Annotated in this window: 13 protein-coding genes and 1 other RNA gene; 6 read left to right on the top strand and 8 right to left on the bottom strand. The window is 39.2% G+C overall.

Features of this window, described 5'->3' with window-relative positions; all coding sequences use genetic code 11:
- Window positions 1–22 precede the first annotated feature (22 nt).
- Together QPK98_RS03820 and QPK98_RS03825 are read right to left on the bottom strand one after the other, a co-directional pair.
- A complete protein-coding gene (locus QPK98_RS03820) occupies window positions 23–331 on the bottom strand; it encodes a DUF2752 domain-containing protein (RefSeq protein ID WP_310991685.1) in 309 nt (102 codons plus the stop codon).
- Complete coding sequence (locus QPK98_RS03825) at window positions 331–2343, bottom strand: DUF8693 domain-containing protein (protein ID WP_310991686.1); 2013 nt, start codon at window positions 2341–2343, stop codon at window positions 331–333. Before QPK98_RS03825 ends, QPK98_RS03820 begins: the two co-directional genes overlap by 1 nt.
- Before the next feature lie 400 nt (window positions 2344–2743).
- Here QPK98_RS03825 and QPK98_RS03830 point away from each other — a divergent pair, with 400 nt between their 5' ends.
- A complete protein-coding gene (locus QPK98_RS03830) occupies window positions 2744–3292 on the top strand; it encodes a DUF8465 domain-containing protein (protein ID WP_310991687.1) in 549 nt (182 codons plus the stop codon).
- Window positions 3293–3349: 57 nt separating this feature from the next.
- Here the strand turns inward: QPK98_RS03830 and QPK98_RS03835 are convergent, their stop codons facing one another.
- Window positions 3350–4234, bottom strand: a complete 885-nt coding sequence (locus QPK98_RS03835) for a hypothetical protein (protein ID WP_310991688.1) — start codon at window positions 4232–4234, stop codon at window positions 3350–3352.
- A gap of 201 nt (window positions 4235–4435) precedes the next feature.
- Between QPK98_RS03835 and QPK98_RS03840 the strand changes: the two genes are divergently transcribed.
- Complete coding sequence (locus QPK98_RS03840; RefSeq protein ID WP_310991689.1) at window positions 4436–5584, top strand: cysteine desulfurase family protein; 1149 nt, start codon at window positions 4436–4438, stop codon at window positions 5582–5584.
- A 142-nt stretch (window positions 5585–5726) separates the two neighbouring features.
- On the opposite strand, the gene QPK98_RS03845 is transcribed toward QPK98_RS03840, so the two are convergent.
- The 3 genes from QPK98_RS03845 to QPK98_RS03855 all read right to left on the bottom strand — a co-directional run bounded on the left by QPK98_RS03845 (window position 5727) and on the right by QPK98_RS03855 (window position 11603).
- The gene (locus QPK98_RS03845) at window positions 5727–6647 is read right to left on the bottom strand and encodes an NADP-dependent oxidoreductase (RefSeq protein ID WP_310991690.1); all 921 of its coding nucleotides are present in this window, start codon (window positions 6645–6647) and stop codon (window positions 5727–5729) included.
- Window positions 6648–7442: 795 nt separating this feature from the next.
- On the bottom strand, window positions 7443–9902 hold the full coding sequence (locus QPK98_RS03850; RefSeq protein WP_310991691.1) for a TonB-dependent receptor: 2460 nt from the start codon (window positions 9900–9902) through the stop codon (window positions 7443–7445).
- 9 nt (window positions 9903–9911) lie between these two features.
- Complete coding sequence (locus tag QPK98_RS03855; RefSeq protein ID WP_310991692.1) at window positions 9912–11603, bottom strand: M23 family metallopeptidase; 1692 nt, start codon at window positions 11601–11603, stop codon at window positions 9912–9914.
- 150 nt (window positions 11604–11753) lie between these two features.
- On the opposite strand from QPK98_RS03855, the gene QPK98_RS03860 reads away from it, so the two are divergent.
- The 4 genes from QPK98_RS03860 (at window position 11754) to rny (ending at window position 14144) form a co-directional block, all read left to right on the top strand.
- Window positions 11754–12044: a coiled-coil domain-containing protein gene (locus QPK98_RS03860; protein WP_310991693.1), complete on the top strand. Its 291-nt coding sequence runs from the start codon at window positions 11754–11756 to the stop codon at window positions 12042–12044.
- A gap of 9 nt (window positions 12045–12053) precedes the next feature.
- Window positions 12054–12344 (top strand): cell division protein ZapA, encoded by a 291-nt coding sequence (locus QPK98_RS03865; protein WP_310991694.1) that lies wholly within the window; start codon window positions 12054–12056, stop codon window positions 12342–12344.
- A gap of 54 nt (window positions 12345–12398) precedes the next feature.
- Window positions 12399–12521, top strand: a non-coding RNA gene (ssrS, locus tag QPK98_RS03870) — 6S RNA.
- Between the two features lie 57 nt (window positions 12522–12578).
- On the top strand, window positions 12579–14144 hold the full coding sequence (gene rny / locus QPK98_RS03875; RefSeq protein ID WP_310991695.1) for a ribonuclease Y: 1566 nt from the start codon (window positions 12579–12581) through the stop codon (window positions 14142–14144).
- 102 nt (window positions 14145–14246) lie between these two features.
- Here the strand turns inward: rny and QPK98_RS03880 are convergent, their stop codons facing one another.
- Together QPK98_RS03880 and xerD are read right to left on the bottom strand one after the other, a co-directional pair.
- Entirely contained in the window at window positions 14247–15194 is a 948-nt protein-coding gene (locus QPK98_RS03880) for an aldo/keto reductase (RefSeq protein WP_310991696.1), read from the bottom strand.
- A 168-nt stretch (window positions 15195–15362) separates the two neighbouring features.
- Window positions 15363–16259, bottom strand: a complete 897-nt coding sequence (xerD, locus tag QPK98_RS03885; protein WP_310991697.1) for a site-specific tyrosine recombinase XerD — start codon at window positions 16257–16259, stop codon at window positions 15363–15365.
- Window positions 16260–16335 lie beyond the last annotated feature (76 nt).

Raw genomic sequence — 16335 nt, forward strand, 5'->3', positions numbered from 1 at the left:
ATATTTAAGCTTGTTTCCTGGCTCAAGTAAAATGGCTCATTTTTATAAAATAACTAACTACCATAATAATGGCGTTAAGTATGATAAGTGCGATTTTAATTTGATAGTCGAACTTGAATTTTACAAAGAAGTTAAAGAAAACTACCGCCAATAATACAGAAATGGAATAAATAGCAGGATAAACCTTAAATGCAGCAGCAAACTCTCCAGATAAAAGGTGGACTGCGCCGCGTTGCATGCCGCAACCTAAACACTCCACCCCGAAGATTTTCTTGTTTACACAAGGAATCATGTATTTCTCGAAGTTTACCAGTATTGCGAAAAAACTCATTACTTATTGTGAACAATAGCTTTGTAATCTACAACAATATTGTCTTGCGTTGTAAGCTTTACCACATAAACACCGTCACTTAAATTGCCAGTGTAGAAGGTGTATTTTGTATCGTCGCCTAGGTTTCTATCGTTGATTATCAATTTACCTGACATATCATAAACCTCCGCAGATTTTAAGTTGAAGTTTTGCGGGTTGCGAATTTCCAATTGCTTTCCAGGGTTGTTTTGGAAGAAGTTTACATTCTTCTGAACCGCTTCCATAGCCAAAAGCTCATGATCTAGAATATCGCTTCGCAGGTTTGGATTGTGGAAAACAATAAAGAAACGATCTTCGTAAAGGCCTGCGGGCAAGTTCATGCCGGCAGATATGCTCCCTTTGTGTAAACGGGTGTAGGTGTTTTCCTGATTGTCAAAAAGATAAACGCGTTCATAAGGAGCGTTAATTTCTTCAACTGCGCGTACTTCTACGTGGCTGGCTTGATGTAATTTGAGGGTTAAGGGTATCTGTTTTTCCTCGTTATAGTTGGTGCCTTGGATTACATAGGGCAGTTTATCGCCTTCAGCATTACTAATGGGGAAGAACACATCCGATTTCATCCCACCCGGACTTAAACCGTCATATCCACGGTCGTAGCCATCGGAGGTTTCATCAGATAGAATAAGCAGCATATCGCGAGTAAGGGCGTTGTCAAAAATAGTGTATAAGCGTAATTTTGGCGTTCGCGTATCTACTGGCGGCGTATACGTAATTATTTCGTTTGGGTTGGTGTCGCTGGTGGCACTGCCTTTGTTTCCTTCATTCCCTGAGGGTGCTCTTTGGAATACAGATTGATTTGCGGCACCTTCCGGCATATAATAACGGTGGGTGTTTTTAATTGTAACATTAGTTTGATTGATGACTCCGGATTTGCCAACAAACATAAAACCTTGACCGATTGGAGCAAAGCGTTTGTAGTTATCTGTATTAGGAGAGCCAGTTCCTCCAGGGCCTTGATTACCAGCAGCATTCCAAATATTAAAGGTGGCAGCTGCATAGTCCCCGGGAAAAGCCAAAGGATCTGGAACACCTCCAGTATAAGGATCTTCAGTTTCTGGAACCCAAGTTCCGTAGCCAAAAGGTTTTTGGCTGTAATAGTGAGACATGATATCTCTATTCTCATCGTAGTAATAAATCTGCCCTAATGCGTCATTTCCGCTTTCAAAAAAAACCTTGTTCAAGTCTAATGCAGATGGATATGGGTTTCCCGTTAAAGTCATTCTTGGTTGGGTTGTTGGATTTCCTCCTGGAACGTTTGCCGGTTCCTGCACAGGAATATCAAAATCACCGCTATTCGGTCTTCCCCGGAATTCGTAAAGTTGGTCGTGATTTGTACCAGTTCCCGGTAATCCAGCATCGGTTCCTTGGTTTACACCTTTCATTGTAAATCCAAAGCCAGGAGGAGCTCCGTTTGACGCATTTATTCTATGGTAATTTCCTTCGGCTTCGGTTCCAGGTTCTTCGTGGATATACATCCAACGTCGTGAAATAGTTAAAGGATCTGAAAAACCATTTCTTCCAGGGATGCTTATACTAATTCTCGCTTTAGTTCCTATACCAGGCGTAGTGTTTTGATCTTCATAAATTGATTCTAATCCAAAGTTGGTATTTCCTGCGGCAAGAGCAGTGCCACCAATATCTCCTACAGCAACTGGATTACCAACTGGAGAAGCCCAGTAATAGTAGGCATAAGCATTTGTGGGGTCTGTATTTTGCTGAACAGAGAGATAACCGTTTCCACTATTATTCGAGTCTGTGCCTCCTTGAATTAATTGTCCATCCTCACGAAGATAAATGCTCGCTTCTTCATCACCTGGATTATTTTTTTTAAGGTCAATAGCGCCTTTCACATAAAGTACTTCGTCTTTTACATAGACATAAGAATCTGTAGCGCCATTGGGTTTTACGGTCAACTGCGCAACAGCACCAGTTGCGATTAAAAGGAAAGCTGAAAAGAGTAGTTGTTTTTTCATCGGTGTAAAATATTGATAATAAAAATGTTTCAACTGGCTTTTAATACAGATACGAAACGCTAATTATAATAATTTTCAGTACTTAAACGCTTAAAAATCAGTTGTACGTCTTTATAATCCTGAAATCAATTTATTGGCCAACTCGGTCAATAAACCGTTAAATTTAAAAATAATAATGATGTTATTGCTTACTTTGCCACAAAATACTTAAAAAAATCGTTTATAAACGGTTATGGCGGTTAAATTACCAGAGAAAGATTGGCTTTAGTCTGTAAAAATGATTTTTATACTGGATATCTTGTTAAGGTAAAAGCTGCAGTTAGAGGTTTAGTAAGAGGTAAGAAGTATATTTCTTGGAAAAAACCGTGTTTTGTTATAAAATTGCAAATATTTAAAACAAATGGAAGTAGGAGATAAAGTTTCGGTTTTAGACGATGATATTTCAGGTATTGTCACAGCGGTTAATGGAAGTACAATAACCATTACTACCGATGATGATTTTGAATTGGATTTTGACAAAAAAGAGCTTATTGTTTTGGACGATTCGTTAAATAAAAGCGACTTGTCTAGAATGGAAGATCTTTCGGCAATCCTTTCAGAAAAACAATATAAAAAACCGAGTAAAAGTAAGCGTGTAAAACCCAAGGAGCGCAACCTGCCACCAATGGAAGTAGATTTACATATTAATCAGCTGGTGCCTAGTACACGTGGTCTGGATAAGTATGATATGTTCAATATTCAGCTAGAAACCGCAAAACGGCAGTTGGATTTTGCTATTTCAAAAAGAATTCAAAAAATTGTGTTTATCCACGGCGTAGGAACGGGTGTACTTCGCACAGAGCTTGAATATCTCTTTAACCGGTATGAGAATTTAAAATATTACGACGCCGATTACAAAAAATACGGACGTGGCGCTACTGAGGTTTATATTTTTCAGAATAATAGTTGAATAGCGGTAAGGCGCGAGTTCACATATTCGGTCAGTTGCCATTCGTCTTAATTCCTCTTAAAGCTCCGGTGTAACTTCCTTATTGATCACTTCTACGCTTTCAATGGTGCCCATATCCAGAGATTCAATGATTATCTGTTCATCGCCACTAATAAGCACCAAATCTTTAACCGTAATCTGTACGTTTTTTTTGATGGTATATTCATGTAAGCGATATTGGTTTACTTCGTAGGTGTCTGAAATGGCACTGTTTAAATAATCTGCTCCAACGGTGGGTTCAGTTTTATCGTCCGTGGGGTCTAGATTCATGTTTTTATCTTCTTTTCGGGTTAAAACACCATCATCGTCATCGTCATTATCTAGAAAGTCTGGGATGCCATCGCCATCGGTATCTTTTGGGTTTGTAGTGGGGTCGTCGTCATCGTCTTCGTTGTTTAACTCGCGAATGGTAGGTACATTATCGCCATCGTCATCAGCGTCATAAATATCTGGAATGCCATCGCCATCAGTATCGCCATCTGCTTCAAATTCTTCCGGAACACCGTCGTTATCGTCATAAATAAAAGTGGTGGTAACAAATACATCGCCAGATTGGGCTAGATAATCTACTGTAACCGCTGGGGTAGTTGGCGGAATGCTGCTGCAGAAATAATCGGTTCCTAAAGGAGCGTCGTAGTTTCGGTAATTCATAAAAAAAGAAGTGCCGTTTAGGGCGTATTCCGCTATTCCTTCTTCTTTATATAAACTGTCCGTAACAGCCAGTTTTAACGACAAACTTTCCTTTGCATCGGGGTTTAATTTATAGAAAACATAGTTTCCAACTGTACCACATTCTTTTAGTGGAGCATCGTCAAAATTAAACGTAGTTACTATAATATCGCCGTCGTCACAACTTTGAAAAAAGAGTGTAGCGAATAAAAAGAGGGCAAGAAATCTTTTCATATTTGTTTTTGTTATTCGGATAGCGAGTTTTATCACCAAGTTGATTCTGGCAATATTTTCACCAGTACAAAGTAACGCATTTCTTTTTAACTGAAAGATGGGCAAAACTGTTTTAATATGTATTTTTGCGAATGCATTAAAAAGCGGAAAAACACTGAAATTAAGTACCTAAACGCCCAATTACAATATTAAAACCTACACATGAAAAAAGTATATTTTGACAATGCGGCCACCACGCAGCTACGCAATGAAGTAGTACACTGTATAACCGAAGTGTTAAAAACTGAATACGGAAACCCTTCATCTACACATTCTTACGGTAGATCATCTAAATCATTGCTTGAAAACTCAAGAAAGGAAATTGCTAAATTCCTAAACGTATCAGCAAGTGAAATAATATTTACTTCGGGCGGAACGGAAGCGGATAATTTAATTCTTGTAAGTGCGGTTCGGGATCTTGGTGTAAAACGTATTATTTCTAGCAAGATAGAACATCATGCCGTTTTGCATACGGTAGAATGGCTTCAAAAAGAATACGATATTCAATTGGATTTTGTAGGGCTAGACCACTGCGGACATATAGATTATGACCACTTGGAAGAACTATTGGCAGATAAATCGCAAAAAACCTTGGTGAGTTTGATGCATGTAAATAATGAAGTTGGAAATGTTCTAGACTTAAAACGAACGGCAGACTTGTGTAAGGCAAACGATGCACTTTTCCATAGTGATACGGTACAATCTGTAGGGCATTATGAGTTGGATTTTGCAGAAATTCCGATAGATTTTGCGGCAGCGGCAGCTCATAAGTTTCACGGCCCAAAAGGGGCTGGCTTTGCATTTATAAGAAAAAACCATCCCTTAAAGCCTTTGATTCAAGGCGGGGAGCAGGAGCGAGGCATGCGCGCCGGAACTGAAGCGGTTTATGCAATTGCAGGAATGGCGGAAGCCTTAAAAATTTCCTATCAAAAACTGGAAAAAGAACGAGAATATATAGTTGAATTAAAAAATTACTTTAAAGAACAACTTTTAGAAAATATTCCAGGGGTAAAATTCAATGGTAGTTGTGATGATAACGAAAAAAGCACCTATACTTTATTGAATGTATGCCTGCCGATTTCAGCCGAAAAAGCTATGTTGCTTTTGTTTCAATTAGATTTAAAAGGGATAGCCTGTTCCAAAGGTAGTGCTTGCCAAAGTGGGAGCGAAGGCGGATCGCATGTTCTCAACGCCATACTTTCTGAGGAAGACCTTAAAAAGCCGTCTATTCGGTTTAGCTTTTCTACGTTTAACAAGAAATCGGATATCGATTACGTGATTGATGTTTTAAAGGAATTTATTGAGAGTTAGATGAAATGAAAACGAAATCTTTGGTTATTTATTGACTGTATTTTTTAAACCTTAAACCTCGAATCCCGAATCACGAATCCCGAATCCCGAATCACTAATTCCGAATCACTAATTCCCATTCCCGTTTTTGTCATTTGGGGAATTAGGGTAGTAGGATGATTTTTCCAGTAGTTTTGCGCTCCTTGCTTAGTATTTGAGCCTCTTTTGCTTCGGAAAGTGGGAGTACCTTTTCTACATTGGTGACAACTTTTCCAGCCTCTATAAGTTCAGTAATCTCCTCCAGCTGTTTGGGGTCTGGGTGGGAAGCCATTACTTTGGCCTGGACTTTATATTTTTCCATCAGCTCCTCAGAGCCTCCTTGCACTAATGAGACGAGAAATCCACCTTCTTTTAGCACTTGGTATGAATTTTTATGGGTGTCGCCGCCAATAGGGTCAAAAACTACATCCATATTCCTGACCACTTTTTTAAAATCTGTAGTGGTGTAATCTATAAATTCATCGGCTCCCATTTCTTTTACAAAGGCCTCATTGGTACCAGACGCCGAACCGATAACGTAGGCGCCTTTTGCTTTTGCCAACTGTACCGCCATAGAGCCAACGCTACCAGATGCCCCGTGTATAAGGATTTTTTGTCCGTTCTTTAATCCGGCAGTGTCAAAAATTGCTTGCCAGGCCGTTAGCGCCCCCATGGGGACAGAAGCAGCTTCTTTAAAGTTGAGGTTTTTGGGTTTTCTGCCCAACTCATTTTCCTTTACAATTACATACTCGGCATAGCAGTCTGTTAGGATCTTGCCGTAAATGGCATCTTCTTCTTTAATTTTTTTAATGTCTTTTCCCGTTTCTTCCACTGTACCCGCAAAATCTGCTCCCAGAATCAAGGGTAGTTTCATACCGAACTTTTTTCCTTTTCCATCACGGATCTTCCAATCTACTGGGTTTACGGCCGCCGCAAGTACTTTTACCAAAATTTCATCGGGTTTAGGTTCGGGGCGTGCAACATCGGTGTAGTTTAAAACGTTTTCATCGCCGTAGGTATCAATCTGTATTGCTTTCATTTTCATGGTGTTGTTTTTTATTCTGTTAGAATTATTGTTGAAATTGGCTTTTAATTGCTAAAAGAACTTTGTTGATTTTCAAGATACAGAAATATTTTGATCCAAATTTAAAAGAAACGTTAAGGGGGAGGGGTAGTAATCGTGGAGTCCGGTTCTTTTAATCTTGACCCCAGGAGTCTTAACCCTTTCCGTCAACTGTCACCTTCCCTTGAAGGAAGATTCGTTTTTTTGTTTAGACATTGATATATAGGGAAGGAGTGTGTGGGGGGTTGAAACCGAAATCGAAACTGAAATCGAAATCGATTCCATTCGGAATGAAAATGAAAACGATTCCGATAGCTATCGGAACGAAATCGAGGGTTGTTTATTGACTGTGTATTTTGGAAATTGGTTTTTATTTTTAGCTCTAGTTTATTCTAGTGTAGATTTCAATATTTTATTTTAGTCGTGTCTGATTAAAATAATTAAAAAACCACTTGTTTCAACAATAGTAAGCTTTTAGAGTATTATTAAAAAATAACCCCTTGCTTTTGAGATTCTAATCAAGGATAAACATTTTAAAATATGTATAATGAAATTAACCTAATTATCAAGCTCTTACAATTATAGTCGTATGTCGTTAGTCATCGAGTGAAGCGGTCGTACATCTTTGTCGGACACTAATGATTTTATTTAAAAACACAAGGCTTCAAGCTGGTCTAAATGGAGAAAATCCGATTATTCCCTTATGGGTCAGGGAAAAGATAATCGGATTTTCTGTATTTTGTTTTTACCGCTCTCTCTAAAGCCCTAAGCTTGAAATTAAAATTTAGCAGTAACGCGTACATTAAACACTCTTGGTGTTAGGTAGTTGGGGATGGCGTATTGCACTTTGGTGTAAACGTCTCTTACAAACGTATTGGTAATTGAGTTTTGTACATCAAAAATGTTGAAAATCTCTGCGCCAATGCTCAATTCTTTAAAAGGTTTTAGCCAGCCACTATCCCTTAGTTTGGTGTCATCTACAATTACATAACTCATCCCAATATCGGCTCGCTTGTAATCTGGAAGCCGCGTTTGGTACTTATAAGGATCGGCATAACTAGGTGATCCGCCGGGAAGTCCGGTGTTATAGGTTAGGTTTAGATACATTTTCATAGAGGGGATTACTTTTATATAATCCTGGAATAACATCCCGAACTTTAAGCGTTGGTCTGTAGGGCGAAAAATATAGCCTCTGTCATTGATGTTTTCCTCAGTCTTTAAATAGCCGAAGCTCAACCAGCTTTCCGTGCCGGGAACAAACTCACCAGCTAAGCGTAAATCCAGGCCGTAAGCGTAGGCAACGGCATTGTTGTTTGCGCGGTAACGAATGCGAACGTTTTCTAACGTGTATGGATTTACGTTGGTAAGGTGCTTGTAATAGAGTTCTGAGTTCAGTCTAAAGGCGCGATCCCACATTTTAAAGCTGTAATCGTTTCCGAATACGATATGAACGGAACTCTGTGCTTTTACACTAGGGCGAACGGTTCCGGTTGAATCTCGTAACTCTCTATAAAAAGGCGGTTGGTGATAAATACCTCCTGAAAGACGAAAGAGCATATCCATTTCCCAGTCGGGTTTTAAAGCTACTTGCGCACGCGGACTAAAAACGGTTTGCGTATAAGTCTTTGTGTTTTTTCCGCTTACGGTCCAATTATGGCCACGTACTCCCGCGTTTAGCCAAAGTTCACTGTTGCCAAGGTTTGTTTTTCTGCTCCATTGTGCGTAACCCGAAAAACGGTTTATTTGAGTGTCGTTTTGTGCACGAACATCGGTGTAGGGCTCTATTGGTGATGTGTTGGGTTGATACGGCTGGCCGTTCGGTGGGAATATGGGCGGACGGATGGAAAACCCAGCCGAGTCAATTATTTCATACTCCTGCACGCGGTCTCTAATATCTTCCCGAGTGTATTTTATCCCGTACTCAAAGTTATTTTCTTCAATGGAAAGATTTCCTTTGTGTTCTATGTTAAGAATCAATGCGTCCAAATCGTTTCTGGCGTGGGTGAGTTGGCCTCCAATGCCGCGGGTATATTCAACTTCACCTAGATCTTCACCTCCAATTTCAGTATTTACTTCGCCTAAACGGTACTCAGCGAGAATGTCGTAATATTCTTGCTCCGTAGTATGATAAAGAGAACCGATAAGTTTAGCGGTGTAATTGTCTGAAACTACCCAAGTAGATTTAAGAGCGCCAAAATAGGTGTTGTATTTATCTTCTTCCTGCCCTTCATAAAAAACCAGTAAGGCCATAGGGTCGGTGATGGTACCAAAGTTTGTTTGCCTAATTAAGGGTTTATATTTGTAGTCGTTTATTGAGATATTTCCTAAGAAACTAAGTTCAAATTCATTGCTAAATTTATAGGTTAGGTAGGTTTGCACATCCCCAAACTTAGGCTCGTAATTGGTTTCTGTCTGTTTGGCATCTACTAAAAGACTGTTGTCTCGGTAACGAATTCCTAAAATGCCGGAAAAGCGTCCGTTTTTTGAAACGCCTTCTACAGAGCCACTCGCCCCTAAGAGGCTTGCATCTATTGTTGCGCCAAAATTTACCGGACGGCGGTAGGTAATATCCAAGACCGACGAAAGTTTGTCGCCATATTTTGCTTGAAACCCTCCAGCCGAAAAATCTACATTGCTGGTAAGGTCGCTATTTACAAAGCTAAGCCCTTCTTGTTGCCCACTTCGCACAAGAAATGGACGATAGACTTCAATTTCGTTAACATACACCAGGTTTTCATCGTAGTTTCCACCTCTAACTGCGTATTGGGTGCTCAATTCGTCGTTTCCGCTAACTCCGGGAAGCGATTTTAGCAGGTTTTCAACCCCGGCATTTGCACCTACCATTTTCCGAATCACTTCGGGGGCAATTGTGGTAACGCCTTCTACCCGTTTGTTTTCACGCCCCGAGATCACCACTTCGCTTATTTGCTCAATAGTAGTATTCATAACGGGGTTTAACTCATAATCTTCGTTTGGCGAAAGGTTTACGGTAACTTGCACTTTTTTATGGCTAACATGCGAAAATGTTATGGTAACATCTTGGTCTGAAGGAATTTCCAGTAGGTAAAAACCGTTAAAGTCGGAAATTGTTCCAGCGTTATTGTACAATACGTTTGCCCCTGCAACAGGGATGTCGTTTTCGTCAAGTATGATTCCCTTTATAACAGATTTTTGAGCAAACACAACGGTTGCGAAAAGAAATAAAAGGAGCGTAAGCGATAGTTTAGTTGTTTTCAAAAGCAAGACTTAGGTATGTTTTCTGAAAAATTTTGCTTCAAATGTAGTACTATTTCCAACATTATCCGTAACAATAACTTTCAAATTATTTTCAGAATCCAAATTGACATTATCATTAAAATTATAAGTTAGAACGTCTTTTTTGTAATCATATTCCATCAGAATGAATTTTCCGTTTATCGTCGCCCTGTAAGCACTTATTCCGCTAAGGTCATCGGTTATCTTTAATTTGAGGTAGTTTTCGTTGCTAATCCATTTTCCTTCTGAAAAATTAATGGGTTTAATTTCTGGCGGAATTGTATCTGAAGCAATGACATAAGTGCCAAAAGTTCTTGTTTTGGTTGTTAGCTTGTCGCCAACCCGTCTTGTAGTGCTGTAATAGGGGAGCCCTTTGTAGTTTAACCTTCCTAAGTACAGTTTGTCTCTATCTACTTCACTATATGCCGAAACATCGGCGGTAATGGTAATATTCGTGTGAATTGGGATTATATCTTCATGAAAAATCAAGGTGTCGCCTTCGTTTTTAATGTCTAGATAGGTGTTTTCATAAAGGCTATTTGTTGGAATAAAGATGCTAAACTTGCCTTTGGTTATTGAATTGGAGTGGTCTGCATAAATAAAATCTTCTGTTTTCTGTATATTTCTAGGAGTTAGAATTTCCGATTTTGAACCTTCAATTGGTATGGAAATAAACCTTCTGTTGCCTTTAAAATCTGAAACGGCTATGGAATATATTGAATGTAAACTATCTTTTATGGTTACATATCCGTTATCATCCGTTTTTGTGATAACGCTCAACGGATTATTTTGCTCTCTAAATAGTTTTTGGACCCTGCTTTTATTGGTTTCCCAGTATTCATAATCTAAATAACGGTTTAAGTATCGGGTTTCAGAAAAAGAGAATTTATTAAACTGCACTTCAAATTTTTCCGAACCGTTAAACCGGGTTTCAATTTTATAACTACCGTTTTTATTTGAAGCACCATCCCACTGGTCATAGGTTGTTACTCCAAAGCCAATTTTGCCATACGCTTTTATATCTTCAGTTTTGTAATTGCCGTCTCGTTGCTTTATAAGGCGTAGTTTAATTCGGTTTTGATCTTGGTTTACATGGGCATCTTCCCCAATAGGGTATGCAAATACAGCGCTGACAATAGGTGTTTTGGAGTCTGGCACGTCTATTCCAAACAAAAGTGGGTTCATGGGCCGCTGTGCTGCATCGCGAATTTCATAATGTAAATGGGGTCCACCGCTGCCGCCTGAGTTTCCGGAATACGCAATTAGGTCGCCTTTTTTAATAGGAAGGTGTGTTTTTTCGGGGAAAAGTTTTATTTCGTAGGTCTCTTTTTGATACTGACGGTCTTTTACGTATTTTTCAATATCGCCGGCATAGCTTCGCAAATGGCCGTAAACAGTGGTGTATCCGTTTGGGTGTAAAATGTAAAGTGCTTTTCCGTAGCCAAAATGCCCAACGTTTATTCGGCTTACATAGCCATCGGCAGGGGCAAATATGGGTTGACCTACCCGTTGTTTTGTTTTAATATCCAGGCCGCTGTGGAAGTGATTTGATCGCAGCTCTCCAAAACTTCCAGACAATATTAAGTCAATTTCCATTGGGTTTGAAAAATAATCTGTGGGAAGATCGTCTTGACTATACGCGAGCCCACTTATAAACAGGAGTATGGATACAAATTTCTTCATTTCGCAAAATTAAGAATACGTTCCAATTAAAGGGGAGGAACCGCAAATTTATTGTGCTATTTTTTATTACTTCAAAAAATATTGAAAAACTGTTGGTGTATTAGGGTTGGTATGCTAACTTTGTGTTGTAAGTATTGAACACAGATTTTAATGAGTAATCTTTCTGAAATAGTTGATTCTCTTGAAAATAGAATTGGCGAACTGCTGAAGAGGCATGAGAAATTGAAAATGACCAATGCAGCATTGGAAGAAGAAGTGGCCGTTTTAAACCGAAAGCAGTCAAAACTAGACCACGAAATTAAAGCTTGGTCTGATAAATGTGAATCATTAAAGCTGGCAAATTCAATACTTGGCAGCAACCAACATAAACGAGAAACTAAACTCAAGATAAATGCGCTCATTCGGGAGATTGATCATTGTATAACCAATCTTTCCGAATAGATACTAACAATGGCCGAACCATTAAAAATAAAAATATCGATAGCAGACAGGGTTTATCCCTTGACCATAAACCCTTCGCAGGAAGAAGGACTACGGTTAGCGTCTAAGAAGATAGAAGAAATGATTAAAAAGTTCGAGCAAAGTTACGCCGTCCGCGACAAACAAGATGTACTGGCTATGAGTGCCCTTCAGTTTGCCGCTCAGGTAGAGCAAAAACAAATAGATACCTCTAGCAATACGCAGGAAACGGAGGAAAAGCTTAAGGCTTTAGACCGTTTATTGCAGGAAGAGTTATCGTAACGTTCTTTAAATTAAATAAGGTTACTGCCTACATTAATATTAATTTTTTGGTAAACTCAACACGAATTCTTTAAAAAGGGTGAGTTGAAGCTGTTAAAGCGGGCCGTACTCGATACTAATCGAGATGACGGATTCTTGACCAGCTTGTTAGCCCTAAACTTTATTTTTAAGGAGTTTACGCAAAACAAATATATTGGTGTAGGCTTTTTTTTTATACATAATTCAACGAAAAAAATGGACATTATAATACCTATTGTAGTTAGTGCCATCGTTGGTATTGCCATTGGCTTTTTTATTGCAAGAATTATGGAGCGCAACAATGCATCCAAAATGATAGCAAGAGCAAAAAAAAGTGCAGCGTCAATACTGAAAGAGGCCAAAACTGAAGCTGAAACCATTAAAAAAGATAAGATACTTCAGGCCAAGGAAAAGTTTTTAGAGCTGAAAGCCGAGCATGAAAAAGTAATACTTAATCGTGACAAAAAGATTTCTGATGCTGAAAAAAGAACCCGCGATAAAGAGTCTAAGGTATCCAGCGAATTGGCAAAAACAAAGCGACTTTCTGCCGAATTGGAGTCTAAACAAACAGATTTTGATGAAAGATTGGGCATGCTAGACAAAAAGCAAACTGAAGTTGAAAAACTGCATCGTAGCCAAGTTGAGCAACTGGAGGTAATAAGCAGTCTGTCTGCCGAAGATGCCAAGTCGCAACTTATAGAAAGCCTTAAAGATGAAGCTAAAACGCAGGCAATGGCCTTTGTACAACATTCGGTTGAAGAGGCCAAAATGACGGCCCAGCAAGAGGCTAAAAAGATTATTATCAATACCATTCAACGTATTGGTACCGAAGAAGCGGTGGAAAATTGCGTCTCAGTTTTTAACCTTGAAAGCGATGACGTAAAAGGACGGATTATTGGTCGTGAAGGGCGAAATATCCGGGCTATTGAAGCTGCAACCGGCGTTGAAATTATTGTTGACGACACTCCAGAGGCAATTATTCTTTCCTGTTTTGATTCCGTTAGGCGTGAAATTGCACGTTTGTCGCTGCATAAACTAGTAACCGACGGACGAATTCACCCCGCGCGAATTGAAGAAGTTGTACAAAAAACCAGCAAGCAAATAGAGGAAGAAATTATTGAAGTTGGTAAAAGAACCGTTATTGATTTGGGGATTCATGGATTACATCCAGAGCTAATTAAAGCTGTGGGACGTATGAAGTATCGTTCTTCTTACGGCCAAAACCTGTTGCATCATTCACGCGAAGTTGCAAGACTATGCGGGGTAATGGCTGCGGAACTCGGGTTAAATGCTAAACTGGCTAAACGTGCAGGATTGCTTCACGATATTGGGAAGGTACCTGAAACTGAAACCGAAATGCCTCACGCGCTTTTAGGAATGCAATGGGCAGAGAAATATGGCGAAAAACCAGAAGTGTGTAATGCAATTGGTGCTCACCACGACGAAATTGAAATGACAAATTTACTTGCGCCAATCGTTCAGGTTTGTGATGCTATTAGCGGAGCAAGACCTGGAGCAAGACGTCAAGTGTTAGACTCATACATTCAGCGTTTGAAGGACTTAGAGGCTATTGCCTTTGGGTTTAATGGCGTTAATAAGGCCTATGCAATTCAAGCGGGGCGTGAACTACGGGTAATGGTTGAAAGTGAAAAAGTGAATGATGAAAAGGCAGCTCAGCTTTCTTTTGAAATTTCGCAAAAAATTCAAACAGATATGACTTATCCGGGGCAAGTAAAAGTTACCGTAATCCGTGAAACAAGAGCGGTTAATATTGCGAAGTAAACTGCCTAACCTACCACGAGAGAACGAAAATGTTTCAAATTAAAAAAGCTCCAATCTGGAGCTTTTTTAATGGTTTATAGTGAAACTTCGCCAAATAGAAGCTTATTCATCATAAAGGTTCTTATATCCTTTAGAGGGCTCTTCAAAGAACTTGCCGTTTATGTATCTAAAGTGACGATCAAGTGTGGCTATCTTTTTCATATCGTCGTCCGTCAAGGTTACATCTGCCGCTTTAAAGTTTGCGATAATGTGATCTTTGGTGGTAGATTTTGGTATGGCGGCGCAGCCTCTATGATTGTGCCATGCAATAAGCACTTGCGGAACAATGGCACTTCTGTCTCTTGCAATCTCTTTTAAAACATCAATTTCAAACATATTAGGTTCGTCTTCGGCTTTCATAGCTTTGATCCTATCACCAGACCCCAAGGGAGAATATGCTGTTACGAGAATATCTTCACTTTTGCAATAGGCTATTAAATCGTCTTGTTGCAATAAGGGGTGAAGTTCAATCTGGTTCATCTCAGGTTTAGAACTAGCTTTTGAGATTAGATCTTCTAATTTCTTTTTACTAAAATTAGAAACCCCAATATGTCTGGTTAAGCCATCGGTTTTGGCTTTTTCCATTTGCTTCCAAGTATCGATTATCGGTGCTTCATCAGGAGTTAAATAGTCGTCTGGTTTTTTTGGAAAATCAATTCCATTTCTAAACGCAACTGGCCAATGAATAAGATAAAGGTCTAAATAATCGAGCTTCAACTTCTTTAATGAATCTTGTAGCGCTGGGATTACTTGACCCTCGGCGTGGGCGTCATTCCAAAGTTTGGAGGTTATAAAGAGATCTTCCCTAAAAAGTTCGCCTTCTGCAAAAATTTCAGCCAGGGCTTCGCCGATAACTTCTTCATTTCCGTAGTTTTTTGCGGTATCAATATGGCGGTATCCTGCATAAATGGCGTCTTTTACAGCCTTTTTTAATTCGTTTCCAGAAGCTTTCCAAGTACCTAAGCCTATGGAGTGCATTGTATCTCCGTTTTGGAATTTTAATGTTTTCATTATATCGTATTTTAGTTTATATATTTCTAATTTGAAATTACAAAACAGTAGGACTAGATTAAAGCATTTAGTAAAGTTTAGGTTTTATTTAACCAAGGAAGCGGGGTTTTAGGTTTGGATGAATCGCTGCCTAGATGGATGATTCTTTCTCGAGAATGTCAGCAAATTTTATTTTCTTGGATGGTACCGATTTATGACTTCGGTTAAATGTTTTCTGTCTAAATGAGTATAAATTTCGGTGGTGGTAATACTTTCATGCCCAAGCATTTGTTGAATGGCACGTAGATCGGCTCCGTTTTCCAGAAGATGTGTGGCAAAGGAGTGCCTAAAGGTGTGCGGACTGATATTCTTTTGGATTCCAGCGCTTTTTGCCAGTCGTTTAACAATAGTAAAAATCATGGCTCGGGTAAGCGGTTTTCCGCGGCGGTTTAGAAAAAGCGTGTCTTTTGCCTGCGGATCTATTTTTTGATGTATGCGAACTTCATTTCTATAAATTGTAATGTACTTTTCGGTAATGGGCCCAATGGGAACCAGACGTTGCTTGTCTCCCTTCCCCGTAACCTTGATAAAGCCTTCGTCAAAATAAAGATCTGAAATTCTAAGCGCTGTTAGCTCTGAAACTCGTAGGCCACAGCCATAAAGCGTTTCAAGAATAGCACGGTTGCGTTCGCCTTGTTGCGAGCTAAGGTCGATAGCCGCAATAAGTTTATCAATTTCTTTAACGGCGAGTGTATCTGGTAATTTCCGACCTGTTTTTGGAGCTTCAATTAATTCTAAGGGGTTTGTTTTTCGGTAGTCTTCAAAAACTAGATAATTAAAAAAGCCTTTAAGCCCCGAAATCAGGCGGCTTTGGGTGCGTGGATTTACATTATGTGATACATCATAAATAAATTGCTGTAAGCTTTCCTCAGAAATTGCAATGGGCGTGGTCTTTATATTGTTGGTTGCTAACCATTTTGTCAGTTTTTTTATATCTAGGGAGTAATTGATAATAGAATTTTCTGAAAGGCCACGTTCCAAACGTAGATAATTTTGATAGTCTTTTAAGCTTTGCTTCCAATTCATAGTGCTATAATACCACTTTGTTTGTAGAACAGTCAAATTTATAATGAAAAGTTTAATCGGCATAACACAATAGTTA

The organism is Aequorivita marina (assembly GCF_031631895.2).
Lineage (GTDB): Bacteria > Bacteroidota > Bacteroidia > Flavobacteriales > Flavobacteriaceae > Aequorivita > Aequorivita marina.

Coding starts and splice junctions, on each gene's coding strand:
- QPK98_RS03845 (WP_310991690.1), bottom strand. CDS start 6,647: ATGAAAATGAAAGCAATACAGATTGATACCTACGGCGATGAAAACGTT.
- QPK98_RS03825 (WP_310991686.1), bottom strand. CDS start 2,343: ATGAAAAAACAACTACTCTTTTCAGCTTTCCTTTTAATCGCAACTGGT.
- QPK98_RS03820 (WP_310991685.1), bottom strand. CDS start 331: ATGAGTTTTTTCGCAATACTGGTAAACTTCGAGAAATACATGATTCCT.
- QPK98_RS03880 (WP_310991696.1), bottom strand. CDS start 15,194: ATGAAAACATTAAAATTCCAAAACGGAGATACAATGCACTCCATAGGC.
- QPK98_RS03835 (WP_310991688.1), bottom strand. CDS start 4,234: ATGAAAAGATTTCTTGCCCTCTTTTTATTCGCTACACTCTTTTTTCAA.
- QPK98_RS03865 (WP_310991694.1), top strand. CDS start 12,054: ATGGCCGAACCATTAAAAATAAAAATATCGATAGCAGACAGGGTTTAT.
- QPK98_RS03840 (WP_310991689.1), top strand. CDS start 4,436: ATGAAAAAAGTATATTTTGACAATGCGGCCACCACGCAGCTACGCAAT.
- QPK98_RS03855 (WP_310991692.1), bottom strand. CDS start 11,603: ATGAAGAAATTTGTATCCATACTCCTGTTTATAAGTGGGCTCGCGTAT.
- QPK98_RS03860 (WP_310991693.1), top strand. CDS start 11,754: ATGAGTAATCTTTCTGAAATAGTTGATTCTCTTGAAAATAGAATTGGC.
- rny (WP_310991695.1), top strand. CDS start 12,579: ATGGACATTATAATACCTATTGTAGTTAGTGCCATCGTTGGTATTGCC.
- QPK98_RS03830 (WP_310991687.1), top strand. CDS start 2,744: ATGGAAGTAGGAGATAAAGTTTCGGTTTTAGACGATGATATTTCAGGT.
- xerD (WP_310991697.1), bottom strand. CDS start 16,259: ATGAATTGGAAGCAAAGCTTAAAAGACTATCAAAATTATCTACGTTTG.